This window comes from Cryobacterium sp. PH31-AA6, from assembly GCF_030063195.1.
Lineage (GTDB): Bacteria > Actinomycetota > Actinomycetes > Actinomycetales > Microbacteriaceae > Cryobacterium.
The window spans coordinates 166,688-187,660 of record NZ_JASISS010000003.1 but is presented as its reverse complement, the minus strand read 5'-3'; the positions used below and the strand labels follow the sequence as shown (position 1 = coordinate 187,660).

General features: G+C 68.6%; 18 protein-coding genes and 1 tRNA gene. 14 read left to right on the top strand and 5 right to left on the bottom strand.

Annotated elements, in window-relative coordinates; translation table 11 throughout:
• The first annotated feature begins 336 nt into the window (after positions 1-336).
• The 4 genes from QMG61_RS04245 to QMG61_RS04230 all read left to right on the top strand — a co-directional run bounded on the left by QMG61_RS04245 (position 337) and on the right by QMG61_RS04230 (position 6,054).
• Entirely contained in the window at positions 337-957 is a 621-nt protein-coding gene (locus QMG61_RS04245) for a 50S ribosomal protein L25/general stress protein Ctc (protein ID WP_283493085.1), read from the top strand.
• 38 nt (positions 958-995) lie between these two features.
• Positions 996-1,577: an aminoacyl-tRNA hydrolase gene (pth, locus tag QMG61_RS04240; protein ID WP_283493169.1), complete on the top strand. Its 582-nt coding sequence runs from the start codon at positions 996-998 to the stop codon at positions 1,575-1,577.
• Between the two features lie 50 nt (positions 1,578-1,627).
• Entirely contained in the window at positions 1,628-5,266 is a 3,639-nt protein-coding gene (gene mfd / locus QMG61_RS04235) for a transcription-repair coupling factor (RefSeq protein WP_283493084.1), read from the top strand.
• 77 nt (positions 5,267-5,343) lie between these two features.
• A complete protein-coding gene (locus tag QMG61_RS04230) occupies positions 5,344-6,054 on the top strand; it encodes a nucleoside triphosphate pyrophosphohydrolase (RefSeq protein WP_283493083.1) in 711 nt (236 codons plus the stop codon).
• A 54-nt stretch (positions 6,055-6,108) separates the two neighbouring features.
• On the opposite strand, the gene QMG61_RS04225 is transcribed toward QMG61_RS04230, so the two are convergent.
• The gene (locus QMG61_RS04225) at positions 6,109-7,206 is read right to left on the bottom strand and encodes an ABC transporter permease (RefSeq protein ID WP_283493082.1); all 1,098 of its coding nucleotides are present in this window, start codon (positions 7,204-7,206) and stop codon (positions 6,109-6,111) included.
• On the bottom strand, positions 7,203-8,147 hold the full coding sequence (locus QMG61_RS04220; RefSeq protein WP_283493081.1) for an ABC transporter ATP-binding protein: 945 nt from the start codon (positions 8,145-8,147) through the stop codon (positions 7,203-7,205). Before QMG61_RS04220 ends, QMG61_RS04225 begins: the two co-directional genes overlap by 4 nt.
• 85 nt (positions 8,148-8,232) lie before the next feature.
• On the opposite strand from QMG61_RS04220, the gene QMG61_RS04215 reads away from it, so the two are divergent.
• The 8 genes from QMG61_RS04215 to QMG61_RS04180 all read left to right on the top strand — a co-directional run bounded on the left by QMG61_RS04215 (position 8,233) and on the right by QMG61_RS04180 (position 15,830).
• Complete coding sequence (locus tag QMG61_RS04215) at positions 8,233-8,766, top strand: ferritin (RefSeq protein WP_283493080.1); 534 nt, start codon at positions 8,233-8,235, stop codon at positions 8,764-8,766.
• A gap of 317 nt (positions 8,767-9,083) precedes the next feature.
• Positions 9,084-10,346 carry a histidine--tRNA ligase gene (gene hisS / locus QMG61_RS04210; protein ID WP_283493079.1) on the top strand — a complete coding sequence of 421 codons (1,263 nt, stop codon included), beginning with the start codon at positions 9,084-9,086 and terminating at the stop codon, positions 10,344-10,346.
• Positions 10,347-10,437: 91 nt separating this feature from the next.
• Positions 10,438-11,718 carry a phosphopyruvate hydratase gene (gene eno / locus QMG61_RS04205; protein ID WP_283493078.1) on the top strand — a complete coding sequence of 427 codons (1,281 nt, stop codon included), beginning with the start codon at positions 10,438-10,440 and terminating at the stop codon, positions 11,716-11,718.
• A 118-nt stretch (positions 11,719-11,836) separates the two neighbouring features.
• Positions 11,837-12,313, top strand: coding sequence for an FtsB family cell division protein (locus tag QMG61_RS04200; RefSeq protein ID WP_283493077.1), 477 nt, complete (start codon positions 11,837-11,839; stop codon positions 12,311-12,313).
• A complete protein-coding gene (locus QMG61_RS04195) occupies positions 12,310-12,831 on the top strand; it encodes a DUF501 domain-containing protein (RefSeq protein WP_283493076.1) in 522 nt (173 codons plus the stop codon). The genes QMG61_RS04200 and QMG61_RS04195 overlap by 4 nt, the downstream gene beginning before the upstream one ends.
• On the top strand, positions 12,828-14,105 hold the full coding sequence (locus QMG61_RS04190) for a S8 family peptidase (RefSeq protein WP_349357882.1): 1,278 nt from the start codon (positions 12,828-12,830) through the stop codon (positions 14,103-14,105). Before QMG61_RS04195 ends, QMG61_RS04190 begins: the two co-directional genes overlap by 4 nt.
• Positions 14,106-14,143: 38 nt before the next feature.
• The gene (locus QMG61_RS04185; protein ID WP_283493075.1) at positions 14,144-15,700 is read left to right on the top strand and encodes an NAD(P)/FAD-dependent oxidoreductase; all 1,557 of its coding nucleotides are present in this window, start codon (positions 14,144-14,146) and stop codon (positions 15,698-15,700) included.
• A gap of 54 nt (positions 15,701-15,754) precedes the next feature.
• A tRNA-Leu gene (locus tag QMG61_RS04180) sits at positions 15,755-15,830 on the top strand.
• A 9-nt stretch (positions 15,831-15,839) separates the two neighbouring features.
• Here the strand turns inward: QMG61_RS04180 and QMG61_RS04175 are convergent.
• Positions 15,840-16,730 (bottom strand): LysR family transcriptional regulator, encoded by an 891-nt coding sequence (locus QMG61_RS04175; protein ID WP_283493074.1) that lies wholly within the window; start codon positions 16,728-16,730, stop codon positions 15,840-15,842.
• Between the two features lie 113 nt (positions 16,731-16,843).
• Here QMG61_RS04175 and alsS point away from each other — a divergent pair, with 113 nt between their 5' ends.
• Together alsS and budA are read left to right on the top strand one after the other, a co-directional pair.
• Positions 16,844-18,616: an acetolactate synthase AlsS gene (alsS, locus tag QMG61_RS04170; protein ID WP_283493073.1), complete on the top strand. Its 1,773-nt coding sequence runs from the start codon at positions 16,844-16,846 to the stop codon at positions 18,614-18,616.
• Positions 18,613-19,344, top strand: coding sequence for an acetolactate decarboxylase (budA, locus tag QMG61_RS04165; RefSeq protein ID WP_283493072.1), 732 nt, complete (start codon positions 18,613-18,615; stop codon positions 19,342-19,344). Before alsS ends, budA begins: the two co-directional genes overlap by 4 nt.
• Positions 19,345-19,362: 18 nt before the next feature.
• Here the strand turns inward: budA and QMG61_RS04160 are convergent, their stop codons facing one another.
• Both QMG61_RS04160 and QMG61_RS04155 read right to left on the bottom strand, forming a co-directional pair.
• A complete protein-coding gene (locus tag QMG61_RS04160) occupies positions 19,363-19,857 on the bottom strand; it encodes a 2'-5' RNA ligase family protein (RefSeq protein ID WP_283493071.1) in 495 nt (164 codons plus the stop codon).
• 174 nt (positions 19,858-20,031) lie between these two features.
• Entirely contained in the window at positions 20,032-20,958 is a 927-nt protein-coding gene (locus QMG61_RS04155; RefSeq protein WP_283493070.1) for a Ppx/GppA phosphatase family protein, read from the bottom strand.
• Positions 20,959-20,973: the final 15 nt, after the last annotated feature.

Genomic DNA, 20,973 nt, shown 5'->3' with positions numbered 1-20,973 from the left:
CACGTTTACTCCTTCAGGTGATTGATCTCAAACCTCCGTCAAGGCTACTCGGTCGGGCGGAACGGTGACGTTTCGTGTCTGACGGCGCCCCCAGGAGACGGATACCGGCATCCGGTTCGCCCCGGCCCTTCCGCTCCGCTAGACTCACTAGTTGAACTTCGGCGAGGGCTGTCGGCGGCGGATAATCGTTGCCGGTATCCGTTATCGACGCGGCGGGATGCTTCACGGCCTTTCCTCACGCGAACACGCGTTCGAGTTGAACCAGTACTCACGATTTCACGGACCTCCGGTTCGCGAAACCAGACTGGGCCGTCCAGGCCCGCAAGGAGAAACATCATGGCTGAGGCCAAGAAGAAGGTTGTCGCTGACAACAAGATCGCCGCCGACGTTCGCGTCAAGTTCGGCAAGGGTGCGGCCCGCAAGCTGCGCGTGCTGGGCAAGATCCCCGCCGTCGTCTACGGCCACGGCACGACCCCGCTGCACGTCGCACTGCCCGCCCACCAGATCGGCCTGCTGCTTCGTCGCGCCAACGCCGTCCTGGAGCTGGACGTCGAGGGCACCACGCACCTCACCCTGGTGAAGGACGTACAGAAGGACCCGTTCCTGCAGATCATCGAGCACCTCGACCTCATCGTCATCCGCAAGGGTGAGAAGGTCCAGGTCGAGGTTTCCGTGCACCTCGAAGGCGAGCCCGCGTCGGGCACCATCGCCGACCTGGACACGAAGTACCTCATGCTCGAGGTCGAGGCCACCAACATCCCCCAGTACGTCATGGTCAGCATCGAGGGCCTCGAAGACGGCGCCCAGATCCACGCGAAGGACGTCGCCCTTCCCGATGGCGCTGTTCTGATCTCCGACCCCGACGCGGTTGTTGCCTACGTGCACCTGCCTGCCGCCGAGGAAGAGGAAGAGCCCGAAGCCGCCGAAGAGGCCGCCGAGGCTCCTGCCGCCGAGTAGTCTTCCCCATCTGGCTTCGTCGACCGCGGAGGAATTCCCTGGACGAGAATCTCTGGCTCGTAGTCGGGCTCGGTAACCCCGGGCCCGGCTACGCCGGCAATCGCCACAACGTCGGCCACATGGTCGCCGCCGTGCTCGCCGACCGGCTGTCGGCGAATTTCAAGAACCACAAAACCACCTCGGCGGTCGCCGAAGGGCGCAGCTTCCCCGGCGGTCCCAAGCTGGTGCTCGCCAAACCGAGCACCTACATGAACGTGTCCGGCGGCCCGGTCGCCGCGCTCCTGCGGTTCTACTCGCTCGAGCCCGACCGGTTGGTCGTCGTCCACGACGACCTCGACCTGCCCTTCGACACGCTCAAGATCAAGGTCGGCGGCGGGCACGGCGGCCACAACGGCCTGCGCGACATCATCGCCGCGACCGGCACGAAGGAATTCGTGCGGATCCGGATGGGCATCGGGCGCCCGCCGGGGCGCCAGGACGCGGCCGACTTCGTGCTGCACGATTTTGCCAAGGACGAGCGCGAGGTCCTGCCCACTCTGCTGGAGGATGCCGCCGACGCGATCGAGCTCATCGCCGCCGAGGGCGTCACCGCCGCCCAGCAGAAGTTCCACTCCCCGTAACGCCTGGACCGGGCTCCCGTTCAGCGCCCGGGGCTGCGTAGACTCGTCGGGTGACTCTTCAGGGCTTAATTGCCACACTTTCGCGCGCCTCCACATTCGATAACGCCCTCGGTTTCGCCAACCGAGACGGCGATTTCTCGCTCACCGAGGGACTGCGTGCGCCGCTGATCGCCGCGATGCTCGAACAGCGCGGCCGGCTGGACAAGGCCCAGGCCCTGCTCGTCATCACCGCGACCGGCCGTGAATCGGAGTCGCTGCACGAGAACCTCGCCTGTTTCGCCGCCGAAGCAGAGATCGTCGACTTTCCGGCCTGGGAGACGCTGCCGCACGAACGGTTGAGCCCCGGCGCAGAGATCGTCGGCAAACGCCTCTATGCGCTCCGCCGGATGCGCGACTGGGAGGAGTCCGACCCCGCCGTCCGCCGTCCGCTCATTGTGATCGCGTCGGTGCGGGCCGCGCTGCAGCCGGTGGCCGACAACCTCACTGATTACCAGCCGATCGAGCTGGTGGCCGGCGCCCGCGGCCACGACCTGGGCGCCATCAGCAGGGAACTGGTCGGACTCGCCTACGCTCGAGTCGACATGGTCACCCGCCGCGGGGAGTTCGCCGTGCGCGGCGGCATCCTTGATGTGTTCCCGCCGGTCGCGCCGCATCCGTACCGCGTCGAGTTCTTCGGCGACGAGGTCGAGCAGCTCCGCGCGTTCTCCGTCGCCGACCAGCGCTCCCTGCCCGACCCGATCGAGCGGGTGTCCCTGCCGCCGAGCCGGGAACTGCTGCTCAGCCCCGCCGTGCGCCAGCGGGCACGGGAGATGCAGCACGAGTTTCCGAGCCTGGCCGGCCTGCTCGCCAAGATTGCCGAGGGCATCCCCGTCGAGGGGATGGAGAGCCTCGCGCCCGCTCTCGTCGACCGGCTGGTGCCGATCACCCACTACCTGCCCGGCGAGGCGGCCGTGGCCGTGATTTCGCCCGAACGGGTCGCCTCCCGGGCGATCAGCCTCGCCGAGACGAACCGCGAGTTCCTCGGCGCGGCGTGGAGCGCGGCGACCGCCGGCGCCGAGGCCCCGATCGATCTCGAATCCGGGGACTTCCTCACCCTGGGGCGGTTGCGGGACTCAGTCAAGTTCAGCGCCCCCGGCGCCCCGGCTTCCGCCCACGTCTGGTGGACCTTCAGCTCGTTCCAGGCGGCGCCCACGGATGCCCCGGTGCTCCCCGAACACCGTGAACTCGACGAACTACTCACCGTGCGCGTCGACGGCGAGGCCGTACCGAGTTTCCAGGGCAGCGTGGAGGGCGCCGTCGGGCACCTGGCCGCCCGGCTGAAGGACGGCTGGACCGTCGGGATCGTCGCCCAGGGCGCCGGGCTGGTCGAACGGGCCGCTGACGTGCTCGCCGAGCGCGAACTCCCCGCCCGGATCGTCACCGAATGGCCCGGCGAACCCGAACCCGGCATCGCCTACCTGCTCAAGGCATCCGTCGACCACGGCTTCGAGATTCCCGAGACGAAACTCACCCTGGTCAGCGAGTCAGAATTCTACGGTCGGGTCGTCGGCTACGACGCCCGCCAGGTCAAGAAGCTGGCCAGCCGCCGCAAGAACGTCGTTGACCCGCTGCAGCTCAAGGCCGGGGACCACGTGGTGCACCAGACCCACGGCATCGGCCGGTTCGTGGAACTGACCCAGCGCGAGGTGTCCAGCGGCGGGCGCAACCCGGTCAAGACCAAGCGCGAGTACCTCGTGCTCGAGTACGCGCCGTCGAAGCGGGGGCACCCGGGTGACAAGCTCTATGTGCCGACCGACCAGCTCGACCTGGTCAGTCGTTACGTCGGCGGGGAGGCGCCCGCCCTGAGCAAGATGGGCGGCAGCGACTGGTCGGCCGCGAAGAGCAAGGCCCGCAAGGCCGTGCGCGATATCGCCGTCGAACTGGTCAAGCTCTACTCGGCGCGGATGGCCAGCAAGGGCCACGCGTTCGGGCCGGACACCCCGTGGCAGCGCGAACTGGAGGAGGCGTTCCCGTTCGCGGAGACCCCCGACCAGCTCACCACCATCGACGAGGTCAAGGCCGACATGGAACGGCCCATTCCCATGGACCGGCTGCTCTCCGGCGACGTCGGTTTCGGCAAGACCGAGGTCGCCGTGCGCGCCGCGTTCAAGGCGATCCAGGACGGCAAGCAGGTCGTCATGCTCGTGCCGACGACCCTGCTCGTGCGCCAGCACATGGAGACGTTCCAGGAGCGCTTCGCCGGGTTCCCGGTGCACCTGCGCGCCCTCAGCCGGTTCCAGACCGAGAAGGAGTCCCGGGAGACCATCGCCGGGATGCTCGACGGAACCGTGGACCTCGTGATCGGCACCCACCGGCTGCTCTCCGAGTCGATCGTGATCAAGGACCTCGGCCTCGTCATCATCGACGAGGAACAAAGATTCGGGGTCGAGCACAAGGACGCGCTCAAGAAGCTCAAGACAAACGTGGACATCCTCGCGATGAGTGCCACCCCGATCCCGCGCACCCTGGAGATGGCGGTCACCGGCATCCGGGAGATGTCCACCCTGGCCACGCCGCCGGAGGACCGGCACCCGATCCTCACCTTCGTCGGCCCGTACTCTGACCGGCAGGTGGCGGCGGCGATCCGACGCGAGCTGCTGCGGGAGGGCCAGATCTTCGTCGTGCACAACCGGGTGTCCAGCATCAACCGGGTCGCCGCGCAGCTGGCCGAGCTGGTGCCGGAGGCGCGGATCGCGGTGGCGCACGGGCAGCTGCCGGAAGCCCAGCTTGAACAGGTCGTCGTCGACTTCTGGGAGCGCAAGTTCGACGTGCTCGTCTCGACGACGATCATCGAGACCGGCCTGGACATCGCCAACGCGAACACCATCATCATCGACCGGGCGGACAAGTTCGGGCTCAGCCAGCTGCACCAGTTGCGGGGGAGGGTCGGTCGCGGCCGGGAGCGCGCCTACGCCTACTTCCTCTATGACGAGAACAAGCCGCTGACCGAAATCGCCCACGACCGGTTGTCCACGATCGCCGCGAACAACGAACTCGGTGCCGGAATGCAGGTGGCGCTGAAGGACCTGGAAATCCGTGGGGCCGGAAACCTGCTCGGCGGCGAGCAGGCCGGGCACATCGCCGGTGTCGGCTTCGACCTCTACCTGCGCATGATCGGCGAGGCCGTGAGCGCCTTCCGCGGTGATGTGGCGGAGGGCCAGACCGAGCTGCGGCTCGAATTGCCCGTCGATGCCCACATCCCAGAGGACTACGTCGACAGCGAGCGTCTGCGTCTCGAGGCCTACCAGAAGCTGTCCGCGGCGAGCTCGCCGACGGCGGCGAAGGACCAGATCGACCTCGTACTCGACGAACTCACCGACCGGTACGGTGAACCGCCTCAGCCGGTGCAGAACCTCATCCTGGTCTCCCGGCTGCGCTGGCTGGCCCAGCAGGCCGGGCTCGGCGAGGTCGTCGCGATGGGTTCCAACCTGCGCGTCTCCCCGGCGAACCTGGCCGATTCGATGCAGGTGCGCCTGCAACGGATGTACCCCGGCTCGCGCTACTTCACCCAGAACGGCTCGATGACCGTGCCGATGCCGCGGATCAACGGCGAGCCACTCGGCGACGCGGCCCTGATCGCCTGGGCCGGCACCCTGCTCGACGCGATCTTCCCGCGGCCGGTCGAGGCCACCGCGACCGACTCCGCGTGACCCCGTGCCCACCGCGACCGACTCCGCGTGACCCCGTGCCCGCCGCTTACGATGAGAACGAACCCCAGGAGGCACGCATGACCACGCCCAGCCAGCTCGACATCCTGATCGATACCGTCGCCCGGCTCCGTGCGCCCGGAGGCTGCCCGTGGGACGCGGATCAGACGCACGAGTCCCTGGTGCAGTACCTGACCGAGGAAAGCCATGAACTCATCGAGGCGATCGAGGCCGGTGGCCGCGAGGAGCTGATCGAGGAACTCGGCGACGTGCTCTACCAGGTGCTCTTCCACGCGGACCTGGCCGCGCACACCAGCGGCGAGGACTTCGACATTCAGGACGTCGCCGCACAGATGACCGCGAAGATGGTCGGGCGGCATCCGCATGTGTTCGGCGACCTGTCGCTCGAGACGGCCGACGACGTGGTCGCCGCCTGGGACGACTTCAAGGCCGTGGAGAAGCCGCACCGCACGAGTGTGCTCGACGGCATTCCGCAGGGCATGCCCGCCCTCGCTCTCGCCGACAAGGTACTCGGTCGGGCGCAGAAGATCGGCCTGGTCGGCGCGGAGTCCGCCTTCCCGCTGCCGATCGAAACCGAAGACGAACTCGGTCCGCTGCTGCTGGCGATCGTCGCCACCGCCAAGGCGCAGGGACTCGACTCGGAGCGGGCGCTGCGCACCGCCCTGCGAGGGCTTCAGGACGAAATCCGCGCCGCCGAGGGCGACGGCGCGATCGGCACCGGGGACGGCACGGACGTCTTCGACGCCGGCATCGTCGGTCTGCCCGGCTGACGTGCACTGATCCGGCTGGCGTGCGCTGACCCGGCGGGCGTGCGGGGCGCGCGGTCAGGCGACGCGGCGGCCCGTGGGGAGACGGCGGGCCGGGGTGACCGTGCGGCGCCAGGCCCAGAACAGCGCACCGGCCGCGAGGACCAGGTGGATGCCGAGACCGACGAACCAGGACGGCACCGTGCTGTCGTAGACCTCTCGCGCCGTCAACTGGTCCTCGCCGAAGTATTGCCCGGTCGAGTTGCAATAGGGGGAATGGCCCTGCAGGTCAGGCGCCACCTGTGCCTGCCGCACCCCCACCGCGATCCAGCCGAACAGGTCCTGCGGGTTGCCGTATTCATCGAAGACCCCGGGGGAGGCATCCGCGACGACGACATACGGATTCGCCGCGAGCACCCACCAATAGTGATCGAAACGAGGAATCTCCGCTGTGGTCGCCGGGTCCTGGCAGCCGGCCGGCGCGGTCAGGGTCTGTTCCGACTTCGTGGCGGTGCCGAGCAGAGCGAACGCTATCGGCGTGCCGACGCTCAGTGTCGCGACGATGAGATAGGTGACCACAATCGAGAACAGGGGACGGGTGACCACACCGGACAACCCGACGCCGATCGCGGAGATGACCCCGAGTTCGGCGGCGAGCACGAGCACCGAGATGCCGATCGTGGCAGCGGAGACCTGGCCGAGCACGACCGCAAAGAGCAGAAATGGCACGGCCGCGGCGAGGAAGGCGAGGGCCGTGATCCACGCGGCGACGAATTTGCCCAGCACGAGCTGGCCCGTGCTGATCAGGGTGACCTGAGTCGTGGCGAGGGTGCCGATGTCTCTGTCGCCGTTGATGGCGTTGCCGCTGAGCGCGGGGGACACGAGGGTGCCGAGCAGGAGTACGAAGAATATGACGGCTGAGAAGACCGCGCCGCCGCCGGTCTCCCAGGCCGTGGTCGACAGCCACAGCAGCAAAGTGACCGCCGCGACGAGCAGCACGAAGATGCCCAGCAGAACGTACCAGGCGACCCCGCGCACCCGCTGGCGCAGCTCGAGGGTGACAACCAGCCAGAGCCCTGCGACGTAGTCCCTGACGGGAGCCGCATTGGGAGCCGCATTGGGAGCCGCATTGGGGGCCGGCTCGGAGCCGGCCGTTGTTTCGCGGGTGTCGCTCATGATGCTGCCCCTCGGGTTGATTCGGGCCGGGACAGATCCAGGAAGGTGTGTTCGAGGTCGCCCACCGCCGGCCCGAAGGCGCTCACCCGAACACCGGAGCCGATCAGCCGGGCCAGCAGGTCGGCGGCCGCGGCCTCGCTGTCGACGTGCACGAGGGTGCCGAGGTGGTCCGTCTCGCTGCCGACGATGCCGGATGCGAGAAGGGCGCCGGCCAGGGTGTCAGGGTCCAGCGAGCGGATCCGCCACGATCTGGCGCTGGCGCCGGCCAGGGCGACGCGCTCGGCGCTCGCCGTGGTTCCATCGGCGAGGTAGACGGCGGCATCCGCCATCTCGTCGAGTTCGGAGAGCACGTGGCTGGAGACGAGGATCGCCGTTCCCTCGCCCGCGAGGCGACGAATGAGTTCGCGGAGGGCCACGCGAGCGGCCGGGTCGAGGCCGGATGCCGGTTCGTCGAGCAGCAGCACCGAGGGTGAATGCACCAGGGCTCTGGCCAGGCTCAGCCGCTGCTTCTGCCCGCGGCTGAGCACCCGGGACGGCCGGTCGGCGAGGGTCTCCAGGCCGGTCAGCCCGATCAACTCATTCGCGCGGGTGGTGGCGGCGAGGCGGGACATCTTGTACATCTGCCCGGTGATCTCGAGCGAGGCGCGAACGCTCAGGCTCGGCCAGGAGCCGAGCACGTCGGGCATCCAGCCCATCGCGGCTCGAACCTTCTGCGGGTCGGCCACCGGGTCGTGGCCGCCGATTGTGATGCTGCCGGAATCGGGGGCGAGCAGACTGGCGAGCATGAGCAGCAGGGTCGTCTTGCCTGCGCCGTTCGGCCCGACCAGGGCCGTCACCGAGCCCGGCGGCACCGCCAGTGTGGCATCTCGCACGGCCTGCACGCTGCCGAACGAACGACTGACCCCCGTGACCGTGATTCCCTGCGCTGCTCGTGAATCCATCGTTGCCCCCTCCGGCGTGATGACCGAAAGTCTAGGGGTGCGTCGCCCGGTAGCGCGGGATGCCGGTGGCCGGTAGCGTCGAACCATGAGCGACACTTCCTTCAATGAACTTCTGTCCACCCAGATCGGCAACGAGTTTGCCGCCTCGCAGCAATACATCGCCATCGCCGTCTGGTTCGACAATCAGGCCCTGCCCCGGCTTGCCGCACACTTCTATGCCCAGTCGATTGAAGAGCGCAACCACGCCATGATGCTGGTGCAGTACCGGCTCGACCGCGACCTCGGAGTCGAGATCCCGGGCATCCCGGCCGTGCAGAACAACTTCACCCTCGCCGTCGAGCCGATTGCGCTCGCCCTGGCCCAGGAGAAGCAGGTCACCTCCCAGATCGAGGCACTCTTCCGCGCCGCCCGCGCCGACGGTGACGCCCTCGGCGAGCAGGCCATGCTCTGGTTCCTCAAGGAACAGGTCGAAGAGGTCGCGTCGATGTCGACCCTGTTGACGATCGCGCAGCGAGCGGGCGACAACCTGTTCGACATCGAGAACTACATCGCCAGGGAGACCGTCGCCGGTGGCCCGGTCGACGCCGACGCCCCGGGCGCCGCAGGCGGCGCCCTCTAACCCGCTTGCGCCGTCCCCGGGCGTCGGGCCCACGGTGGTCGAGCCCGTCGAGACCGGGTGATTTCGACAAGCGCAACCACCGGGCGGCGACGGATGCCCGGCCGCGCCGGGGCTCCGTCGGCGCCGCTACGTGAATGGCAGGGCGCGCCCGCGACGGCGGGCGCGGGCTGCGGAAAGGGGCGCGGGCTGATGCCGGTCCGGGTCTCGACGGGCTCGACCGCGGGGCGCCCGGACCGCGGGGCGCCCGGACCGCGGGGCGCCCGGTCGCGCGGCCGGTGGCGTCCGGGGGTCGGGCGGGACCTGACACAATTGGAACCATGGCAGCACCTGTGACCCCGCCGCGTGGCATGCGCGATTTCCTCCCCAACGAGAAAGCGGTCCGGGAGCACGCGCTGGGCACAATCAGGCGCAGTTTCGCAGCCCACGGCTTCGATGAAATCGAAACTCCCGTGATGGAGGATTCGGCCCGGCTGCACTCCGGTCTCGGCGGCGACAACGAAAAGCTCGGCTTCGCGGTGCTCAAACGCGGGCTGTCCCCGGTGGAAATCGCGGCCGCGGCCGAATCCGGCGATCTCCTTTCCCTGGCCGATCTGGGTCTCCGGTTCGACCTCACCGTGCCGTTGGCCCGGTTCTATGCCAGCCATCGTGCCGAGTTGCCCGCTGTCTTCCGGTCGATCCAGATCGCTCCCGTCTGGCGAGCGGAGCGCCCGCAGAAGGGCCGCTACCGCCAGTTCATCCAGTGCGACATCGACATCATCGGCGAGGCCGGTCCGCTCGCCGAGATCGAGCTGATCTCCGCGACGACCGCTGCCCTCGATGCACTGGGCCTCACCGGCTGCTCCGTGCGAATCAACGACCGGCGCATCCTCGCCTCGCTGCTCGGCCACTGGAACGTGGCACCCGAACTTGCCGAGCGCGCCCTGATCACCATCGACAAGCTCGACAAGATCGGCGTTGCCGGTGTCGTCACGGAGCTGGGCGGCCTCGGCATCGATACCGAGGGCATCGCGGAGACCCTCGCGGGAATGCCCGGCCTCGGCTGGGACGCCGCCGCGCCGGCCTGGCTCGACCTCGCCGCCTACTCTGACCTGCGTGCCCTGCGCGACGCGTTGCCGGCCACCCGGTTGGTCTTCGACCCCACCCTCGTGCGCGGGATGGGCTACTACACCGGCACGATCTTCGAGATCGCCCACCCCGAGCTGGGCTACTCGCTCGGCGGCGGCGGCCGCTACGACGGGATGATCGGACGATTCCTCGGCACCGACGTGCCCGCCTGCGGCTTCTCGATCGGATTCGAACGCATCGTCGACCTGCTCGGCGTGACCGGGGCGGCCGACCCTGACGCCGTCGTGCTGATCCACGAGAAGGATGCCGACCCGGCCGCCCTGGTGGCGCTCAAGACGGCCCTCGTGGCAACGGGTCTTCGCGTGCGGCTCGAACGCCGTACCAAGAACGTCAAGGCACTGCTCGACCGGGCCGCCGCCGCCGGGTACGGACGCTACGCATTCGTCACGTCCGAAACGCGCGCCCCGAGCTCGCTCGAATTCCGTCCGCTGGGCGATTCAGCCGACCGTCACTAGACTGTTATGGGATTGGAACACAGTGCGGTCTTCCTCGATTCCCCAGATTTTCACCCCCAATTAAAGAAAACAAAGGAAACAGGAGATAGCTGTGGCTCTTATTGAGGCAGTAGTAGCGCGCGAGATTCTTGACTCCAGAGGCAACCCGACCGTCGAGGTCGAGGTATTGCTTGATGACGGTTCGGTTAGCCGCGCAGCGGTTCCGTCCGGCGCATCGACTGGTGCGTTCGAAGCTTATGAATTGCACGACGGCGACAAGTCGCGTTACCTGGGCAAGGGCGTGCTCAAGGCCGTTGACGCCGTGATCGACGAGCTCGGCCCGGCAGTCGAGGACCTCGACGCCACCGACCAGCGCATCGTCGACGCCGTCCTGAACGAGACCGATGGGACCGACAACAAGCACCGCGTCGGCGCCAACGCCATCCTCGGCGTCAGCCTCGCCGTCGCGAAGGCCGCCGCCACCTCGGCCGGCCTGCCCCTGTTCCGCTACCTCGGTGGCCCGAACGCACACACCCTGCCGGTTCCGATGATGAACATCATCAACGGCGGCTCCCACGCCGACAACGACGTGGACATCCAGGAATTCATGGTCGTCCCGCTCGGCGCCGAATCCTTCGCCGAGGGCCTCCGCTGGGGCACCGAGACCTACCACGCGCTCAAGGCGCTCCTCAAGTCCAAGGGCCTGTCCACCGGCCTCGGCGACGAGGGCGGCTTCGCCCCCAACCTGCCCAGCAACCGCGCGGCCCTCGACCTCATCGTCGAAGCGATCACCAACGCCGGCTACACGCCCGGCAAGGACATCGGCCTCGCACTCGACTGCGCCGCCTCCGAGTTCTACAAGGACGGCGTCTACCACTTCGAGGGCAAGGAACTCACCGCCCAGGAACTGTCCGCGTACTACGTGGAGCTCGTCGCCGCTTACCCGCTCGTCTCAATCGAGGACCCGCTCGAGGAAGACGACTGGGACGGCTACGTGCACCTCACCGCCGAACTCGGCGACAAGGTCCAGATCGTCGGCGACGACCTGTTCGTGACCAACCCGGTTCGCCTGGCCAAGGGCCTCGAGCTCGGCACGGCCAACTCGATCCTGGTCAAGGTCAACCAGATCGGCACCCTCACCGAGACGCTCGACGCGGTTGCCCTCGCCCAGCGCGCCGGCTACACCACGGTCATCTCCCACCGTTCCGGTGAGACCGAAGACACGTTCATCGCCGACCTCGCGGTCGCCGTCGACGCCGGCCAGATCAAGACCGGAGCGCCTGCCCGCAGCGAGCGCGTCGCTAAGTACAATCAGTTGCTGAGGATCGAAGAAGAGCTGGGCGAGGCCGCGGTTTACGCGGGCCGTTCCGCGTTCCCGCGTTTCAAGGCCTAGCAGAACCGGAGCACTCGAGGCCCGGGTCTACCGGGCCTCGAGTGCTCCATTTTTTTGTCCGAATGCGGTTAGGGTTCGAGTAGCCTCCCAAATCCGATGAGTGCGAAAGGGGTGTGCCATGGCCAGGAAACGAGCCGAACGACACCCCGTCGCCCTCGCGACGAAAGAGACGGCCACCAGCACCTGGCTGCGCGGGCTCCGCCTCTCCGGGTTCTCCTTCATGATGATGGGCATTCTGATTCTCGCCGTGATCGTGCTGGCCCCCGGCATCCGCACCTATGCGGAGCAGCAACAGCAGATCGACCGCTTGACGAAGGCCGTCACGGCCCAGCAGGGCAGCGTCAACGATCTCAAGACAGAGCGGGAACGCTGGAATGACCGCACCTTTGTCACGACCCAGGCCCGCGACCGGCTCTCCTACGTGCTCCCGGGCGACGTCAGCTTCCTCGTGATCAACGATCTTGCCCTCCCCGTCGCGGGCGGTACGGAGCCGCCGCCGGCGAGCTCCGTCATCCAAAACACCAACGTCGATTGGCTCTCCTCCATGTTCGCCTCCGTCATGACCGCCGGACTCGCCCCGGAGGCCGCGAAATGACCCGGCCGCCGTTCGCACCGGTCAGCCAGACCGACATCATCACGGTTTCGGCCCAGCTCGGCCGCCCCGCCCGCGACGTCGTCGGCATCGCCGCGCGCTGCGTCTGCGGCGCCCCGACCGTGGTCGCCACCGCGCCCCGGCTCAGTGACGGCACGCCGTTCCCCACCTTCTACTACCTCACCCACCCGGCCGCGACGGCCGCGCTGTCGTTCCTCGAAGCCACCCAGGTGATGAACGAGTACAACCAGCTGCTGCAGGACGACGAGGACATCCGGGCCGCATACCGCCGCGCCCACGAGGGGTTCCTCTCCGACCGGGAGTCGATCGGGGTCGTCCCCGAGGTCGCCGGGATCTCTTCCGGCGGCATGCCGGAACGGGTGAAGTGCCTGCACGCCCTGGCCGCGCACTCCCTCGCGGCCGGTCCGGGAGTCAACCCGATCGGGGACCTGGCCCTGGCCAGGGCCGCCTGGACTCCCGCCGTCTGTGAGTGCCTCGACTACACCGCGGCGGACGCGTGACCCTGACCTGGCGACGCATCGGCACGGGCATCGGTCTGAGCCTGGCGCTGGCGCTGGGCGGCGCATCCCTGATCGTCGACGCACCGCCGGCACACGCCGACCAGGTGCGAGACCTCGAGTACTGGCTCAATGACTACGGTTTCACCCAGGCCTGGGCCACCACCCGCGGCGCCGGCGTGAAAGTGGCCGTGATAGACACCGGTGTGGCCGTCAATATCCCCGAACTGACCGGCGCGGTCGTCGGTGGCACGGATGTCTCTGGCCTCGGCACCGTCAACGGCCGGACCCCCGTCGGCGACCGCAGCGAACACGGCACCCTCGTGTCCACGCTGATGGCCGGACGTGGCTCCGGCGACGGCACGGGGATCATCGGGGTGGCCCCCGCCGCGTCGATCCTGGCCGTGTCGGTGGCGTTCGGCGACACCACTGCCTCCCTGAGCAACGACGACCAAATTGCCGAAGGCATCCGGTGGGCCGTGGACAACGGCGCCGATGTGATCAACATGTCCCTGACCCGCAACACACTGGACTGGCCGACGAGCTGGGACGACGCGTTCCTCTACGCCTTCGAGAACGACGTCGTCGTCGTCGCTGCCGCGGGTAATCGCGGCAGCGGCACCACGGAGGTCGGTGCTCCGGCCACCATCCCCGGCGTGCTCACGGTCGGCGGCGTCGACCGGAACAAGGCCGCCAGCTTCGACGCCTCCTCACAGGGCATCACCATTTCGGTCGCTGCCCCGAGCGAGCAGCTTGTCGGTGTTGTGCCCGGCGGCGGCTATGTGCAGTGGGACGGCACCAGCGCTGCCGCGCCGATCGTCTCCGGACTGGTCGCGCTCGTGCGCGCCGCTTACCCGGAACTCGACGCGGCCGAGGTGATCAACCGGGTGATCGCCACGGCGAACCCGAACGGCCACTCCGTGCCCAGCCCGATCTACGGCAACGGACTGATCGACGCCGCGGCGGCGGTGACGGCTCCCGTGCCGGCCTCCACCTCGCCGACGCCGACGCAGCTGCTCGAGGAATGGATCCGGCTGCACCGCCGTGCGGACACGGTGCCGACGCCCGCGCCGGAGACCACCGCGGTGGCGCCGATCCCGCCGAAGGATGACCCGGCCGTCCCCGACCACAACCTGGCGGGCGCCTGGTTGCCCGGCCCGCTCAGCCTGACGTATGTGACGGTGCCGCTCATGGTACTTGTCGGGTTTGCTATCCTAGTAACGCTGTTCGGCGTAGGGGCCACTCGGCACTTCAAGCGATTACGAACAAAACGCTGAGTTATCGCGCACCCAATCTTGTAGGAGGACCTCTAATCGTGCCCAAAATTCTCATTGTCGGCGGCGGCTACGCGGGTTTCTACACCGCTTGGAAGCTGGAGAAATGGCTGCGAGCCGGCGAAGCAGAGGTCACCATGGTGGACCCGCTGCCGTACATGACCTACCAGCCGTTCCTGCCCGAGGTCGCGGCAGGGTCCATCGAGGCCCGCCACGCGGTCGTCGCGCACCGGCGCCACCTCGCCAAGACGAACGTGCTCACGGCCAAGGTCACGCACATCGACCACGCCACGAAGACCGCGACCATCACCCCTCCGGTCGGCGAGCCGTGGGAATTCGTCTACGACATCGTCGTGGTCACGGCCGGTGCCGTCTCGCGCACGTTCCCGATCCCGGGCGTCGCCGACCAGGCCTTCGGCCTGAAGACCATCGAAGAGGCCGTCGCCATCCGCGACCGCGTTCTCACCAACTTTGACAAGGCAGCCCAGCTGCCCGCCGGCCCCGAGCGCGACCGCCTGCTGACCTTCGTGGTCATCGGCGGCGGCTTCGCCGGCATCGAGGTCTTCGCCGAGCTGCGCTCGTTCGCCACCTCCCTGCTGAAGTCCTACCCGGAGATCGGCTTCGACGACACGCACTTCCACCTCATCGAGGCGATGGGGCGGATTATGCCGGAGGTGTCCGTTCCGACCAGCCTGAAGGTGATCGAGAACCTCGACCAGCGCGGCGCGCAGATCCACCTCAACACCCAGCTGACCAGCGCGGTCGACGGCAAGATCGAGCTGTCCACCGGCGAAAGCTTCGAGACCGACCTCATCGTCTGGACCGCCGGTGTCATGGCGAACCCGGCGATCGTGCGCCACACCGACCTTCCGATCGAGGAACGTGGGCGCCTTCAGGTGCGCACCGACCTGCGCGTCGGCACCGAAGATGAGATCATTGCCGACGCCTGGGGCGCCGGTGACGTCAGTGCCGTGCCCGACCTCAGTGGCGGGGGAGTGGGCGGCTTCTGCGTTCCCAACGCTCAGCACGCGGTGCGTCAGGGCAAGCTCCTCGCGAAGAACATCGTCGCTGTGCTCCGCGGCGAAGGCCCCAAGGACTACCTGCACAAGAACCTCGGCGCCGTTGCCGGCCTGGGCGTCGGCCACGGTGTCTTCCAGTCGGGCAAGATCGCGATCACCGGCCTCCCTGCCTGGATCGCGCACCGCGGCTACCACGGCCTCGCCATGCCGAGCTGGGAGCGCAAGCTTCGCGTCGTCTGGGGCTGGGTGAACAACTTCTTCCTGGGCCGCGACATCGTCTCGCTCGCCGCCGTCGAAAACCCGCGCGCCGTGTTCGAGGAGTTCGCGTCGCGTCCGAAGCCGTCAACGGATGCCTCGGCTCCGGCCAAGGCCGCTCCGGCCAAGGCCGCTCCGGAGAAGGAGTCAGCGCCGGCCGCCAAGAAGGCAGCGCCGGCAGCGAAGGCAACACCGGCAGCGAAGACAACACCGGCGACCCGGGCACCGCGTGCGCCGCGCAAGACGGCTGCGAAGCCGGCTGCCATGCCCGATGCGGCTGCCGAGACCGTCGACGCCGAGAGCTCCGTTTCTTCGGCCACGTAACACGGGCGGCGTTCGCAGCACCTACGCTTGAAGCGTCCGGTCTCGGCCGGGCGCGCCCCCGTAGCCCAATGGCAGAGGCAGACGACTTAAAATCGTCACAGTCTGGGTTCGAGTCCCAGTGGGGGCACCACGATCGGCGTCAGCGCGCCGGGTTCTCGCCCGGCAGCGCCAGGTCGATGAAGGCGCGCACCGCCGCCGACACCCGTCTCGTGCGGGACGCCGCCAGGTAGACGGTGAAGTTCGGCACCGCGTCGACCGGGATCCTCCGCACCTCGCGGGCGTCGCGGGCCGCGAACGCAGGCAGCAGTGCCACGCCGAGGCCGTTGGTGACGTACTCGGCGGCCGTCCCGATGTCGGAGACCTCGATCATCACCCGGCGTTCGACGCCGGCGACGGTGAACGCGTCGTCCACGATCCGGCGGCTGGCATAGCCGGGCGGCAGATCGATGAACTCCTCCCGCTCGAGGTCGCCGAGCGAGACCGTGCGGGCGCCGGCCAGCCGGTGGGCCTCCGGCACCACCAGCACCATCGGTGAGGAGGCGATCGGTTGGGCGGTCAGTGACGCCGGAACGGGACCGCTCAGGGCCAGGAACGCCAGGTCGAGCTCGCCGGAGGCCAGATCGTCGAGCAGGCCGGCGGACCCCCGGCGGGCGGCACGCAGGCGCACGCCGACACCGGGGTGTCCGGTGCGGAACAGGCCGAGCAGGCCGGGCACGTCGACGAGGGTGACGGAGGTCATCAGCCCGATCACGATGGATCCGGTGATGGCGTGCGCGGTCTCCTGGGCTGCGTCGCGCACCTCGTTCACCGCGTCGAGCGCCTCGCGCACCTTCGGCAGGAGAAGGTCGCCCGCTCCGGTGAGCCGGATCTGCCGGCGGCTGCGATCGAAAAGCTCCACACCGAGTTCGCTCTCGAGCGACCTCACCCCGGCCGACACGGCGGACTGGGCGATGGTGAGCCGGTCGGCGGCGCGGGTGAAGCTCAGTTCGGCGGCGACGGCGCTGAAGAATTCGAGCTGGCGGAGGTCCATCTCGTCAGTATCTCATCTGCAGATGAGTGGCATCCGTTATTGGCGTTGTTTCCTATCGGTTGGAGAGAGACGATGGATGGAGACGCCGGACTCTCGGCGAGCCGGAGGCCAGAATGACGAAGTACTCACCAGTCCAGAACGACAAGGCGACGGATGCCGCACCCACGTCGGTCGACCCGGTTAGGCCGGTCGACCCGGCCATGCCGTTCGGTGCGAGCACCGCAGCCCTGTCCCGCCGCTCCGCCGACCGGGTCGTCGAGTGTCTCACGGCCTACGGGGTCAAGTGGGTGTTCGGGGTTCCCGGCGCCAAGATCGACCCGGTCTACGACGCCCTCATCGACGACGGCCCGGAGCTGATTGTCTGCCGGCACGAGCAGAACGCCGCGTTCATGGCTGCGGCCGTCGGGCGCCTGAGCGGCCGGCCCGGTGTTGTGCTGGTCACGAGCGGCCCCGGCACCTCCAACCTGGCGACCGGCCTGCTCACCGCTACGACCGAGGGAGACCCGATGGTGGCCCTGTGCGGCGCCGTCCCCCGCGCCGACCGCCTCAAGCGCACCCACCAGACCATGGATGCCGTCGGCATGCTCTCGGCCGTGACGAAGTCGGCGGGCGAGGTCAGCGTCGCCGACAACGTGCCGGAGGCGATCGCGAACGCATTCCGTCAGGCGACCCAGGAGCCGATGGGCGCCGCCGCCGTCGTGCTGCCGTACGACGTGCTCGTCGACGAGACCACGGTCACGATGAAGAACCCGCACTGGGTTCCGCGGTTGGGTTCCGCCCCGGCGGACAGCGTGCAGCGGGCCGCGGCACTGTTGAAGAACGCGACCCTTCCCGTCATCCTCGCCGGCGCCCGCTCGGGCTCGGATCGCGCGGCCGAGGCCCTGCGCAGCCTGCTCGGCGTCGCCGGTCTCCCCGTGGTTGAGACCTTCCAGGCTGCCGGGGTCATCTCGCACGAGCTCGAAGAGCACTACCTGGGCCGGGTGGGCCTGTTCCGGAATCAGCCGGGCGACATCCTGCTGCACCAGGCCGACGTGATCCTGGCCGTCGGATACGACTTCGTCGAATACGAGCCGTCGAAATGGAACAAAGACCACCAGCGTGTGATCATTCACCTCGACGAGCTCACCGCCGACCTCGACGATTTCTACCGCCCCACCGTCGAGCTGCGCGGCGATGTTGCCGAGACTCTCGACGCTCTCGCCAGGCAGATCGACGGGCTCGCCCTGCGGCCCGCCGCGGCCGAGGTGGTCTCCGAGCAGCGGGCCCGTCTTGCGCAGGCCGACCAGCCGACCGGGCACGACGAAACCGAGGGCGTGCACCCGGCCGAGCTCACCCTGATGATGCGCGCCCTGCTGCCCGACGACACCACAGTGCTCTGCGATGTCGGCTCGCACTACATCTACATGGCCAGGCATTTCCGCACCTACCACCCGCGCACCCTGCTCTTCTCGAACGGGCAGCAGACCCTCGGTGTTGCCCTGCCGTGGGCGATCGCGGCGACGCTGGTGCGGCCGGGAACCCCGGTGGTGTCGGTATCGGGCGACGGCGGTTTCCTCTACTCCGCGATGGAGCTGGAGACGGCCGTGCGGCTCGGCTCCACCTTCACCCACGTGATCTTCAACGACGGAAGCTACGACATGGTGGCGTTCCAGCAGCAGGGCAAATATGGTCGCACCTCCGGCGTGCAGCTGGGCGACTATGACGTGGTCGGCTACGCCGAGTCGTTCGGTGCGCACGGCCACCGGGTGACCCGCCTCGCCGACTTCGCGGGCGTGCTGGCCACGGCGATGGCCGAGCCGGGGCCGAGCATCATCGACGTGCGGGTCGACTACCGCAACAATAGAGACGAACTGATGGCCGACCTGGAAAGCGACGTGCTGCAATGAGTGAAATGACCGTGTCCCGGCACGAAATCTTCCAGACGAGCCTGATGAGCGCGCTGCTCGACGGTGTGTACGAGGGCGAGATGACCGTGCGCGACCTGCTCGGGCACGGCAGCTTCGGCGTCGGCACCTTCAACGGACTGGACGGCGAGATGCTCATCGTCGACGGAACCTGTTACCAGCTGCGGGCGGACGGCGGGGTATCGAAGGCCGACCTCGGTGCGCACACGCCATACGCCGTGGTCACCAACTTCGTCCCGCACATCGAGAGCGAACTGCCGTCCGGTGTGCTCCGGGCCGAGGCCTCCGCGGTCATCGACCGGATGACGGCATCCGAGAACTACATGTATGCCCTGCGAATCGACGGTGACTTCGAGTGGATCAAGATGCGCACGGTGGTCAAACAGCAGAAACCGTACCGGCCGATGGTGGAGGCGACGGATGAAGACGCGATCGTCGAGCTGCACAATGTCAGCGGCGTCGTCGTCGGCTTCCGCACGCCGCTCTACGAGCAGGGCATCGGTGTGCCCGGCTGCCACGCGCACTTCATCACCGACGACCGCACCGAGGGCGGGCACGTGCTCGACTTCAAGCTGCGCTCCGGTCGCGCGGCACTCTGCCTGGGCACGGACCTGCGGCTGCAGCTGCCGCTGACGGATGCCTTCCGCGACGCCAATCTCGCGCCGGAGGACCTGGCCAGGCAACTGCTGAAGACCGAATCGCACGCCTAGCGTCGGGCCGTGCGCTGCCTAACCGCTAATTTGCGGGGGGAGCAGGGGGAGCGTCGCGAGCACCATCCGGCCGCCCGGGTTCGCCCGGGGTGCCATGTCGACGAGCGCGATCTGGGTCAGGACGAGCTCGTCGCCCTCGTGCACCCGCCCGGACGGCTTGATCGTCACGTGTGCCCGGAAGCCGGGTCCGGTGAACGCCGGCTCGTCCGGGGACGTGGCGAACGGCCGGACTTTCGCCACGAGCGTTCGGTGCAGGCCGGTCAGGGCCTCGTTCTCGACCATGACCGTCACGGGGATGTCCGCGCGGCGCCCGAACAGCTCGTCGAGGCCGGCCGTCACGGTCAGGGTGTCCCGGCCGGCGGCGGCCGCGGCGATCACGTGGGCGATCTCGGCTGCCGACGCCCCCGTGAGGAAAGGCGGTAACACGGTGATGTGCGGCGGCCAGTCCGGCACCAGGAAGCTGTCGCCGACCCGGAGCGGCACGAGCGGGAGCACGACGACGAGGCGGGACATGCGCCGAGTCTAGGCCGCGGGTGCGGGTCGCTCGGCCGCGGGGGCGCACGCGGCTGAAATCTGGCGCCAGGCTCTGCCGCCGCGCCCGAATCGGCAGCCCGCGACCGCGGGGGCGCGCGCGGCGTGCTGAAACAAGCGCGGGCTTGCGCGGTCGGGTCAGCCGAGGCGGGCTGGTCAGCCCAGGCGGTCGAGGTAACGCAGGATGATGCCCTCGCGGAGCGCCCACGGCGAGACCTCGAGCTCGTTCACGTCGAAGGCGGCCATCGCCGCGCCGAGCACGATTCCCCCGGCGACGATCTGGAAGGTGCGGTCGGCGGTGATCCCGGGCAGGGCGGGGCGGGCATCGGCGGGCATGCGGGCCAGGCGAGGCACCCAGTCCGCGAGCTGGGAGCGACCGAGCAGCATCCGTTCGCCCGAACCGAAGCCCTCCGAGGTAGACCCCGCGAGCCTGGCCAGGGAACGGATCGTCTTCGAGGAGCCGACCACGTGGTGTGGGGTGGGGAGGTCGGCGAAGGCGCCGACGGCATCCTTCAGAACGGCGGCCGCGTGCTTCTTGAGGGCCGCAACCTGCTCGGGAAGCGGGGGGTCGTCGTGCAGAAAACCGATCGTGCTGCGTCCGGCGCCGAGCGGGAGCGATACAGCGACGCTCGGGACCTCGTTCCCGCCGGCCGCGATCTCGAGGGAGCCGCCGCCGATGTCAAAGAGCAGGATGTCTCTCGCCGACCAGCCATACCAGCGGCGCACCGCGAGGAAGGTGAGCCGGGCTTCGTCCTCGCCGGAGAGCACCTGCAGGGCAACGCCGGTTTCGCGCTCTACCCTGGCCAGCAGCTCCGGCCCGTTGGTCGCATCGCGCAGAGCCGAGGTGGCGAACGGCAACAGGTCGTCGACGTTGTGGCGCTTGGCGATCTTCGCGGCGCCGGCCACGGCCTCGAGCACGGCCGTGCAGCCCTCCTCGGTGATCTCGCCCGCCGGGGTGAGGTAGCGCATCAGCCTGAGCACGGCCTTGTCCGACGCCATCGGCACGGGCTGCGCGCCCGCATGCGCGTCGACGACCAGCAGGTGGACGGTATTCGAACCGACGTCAAGAACTCCAAGGCGCACGCTCCGACGATAGCG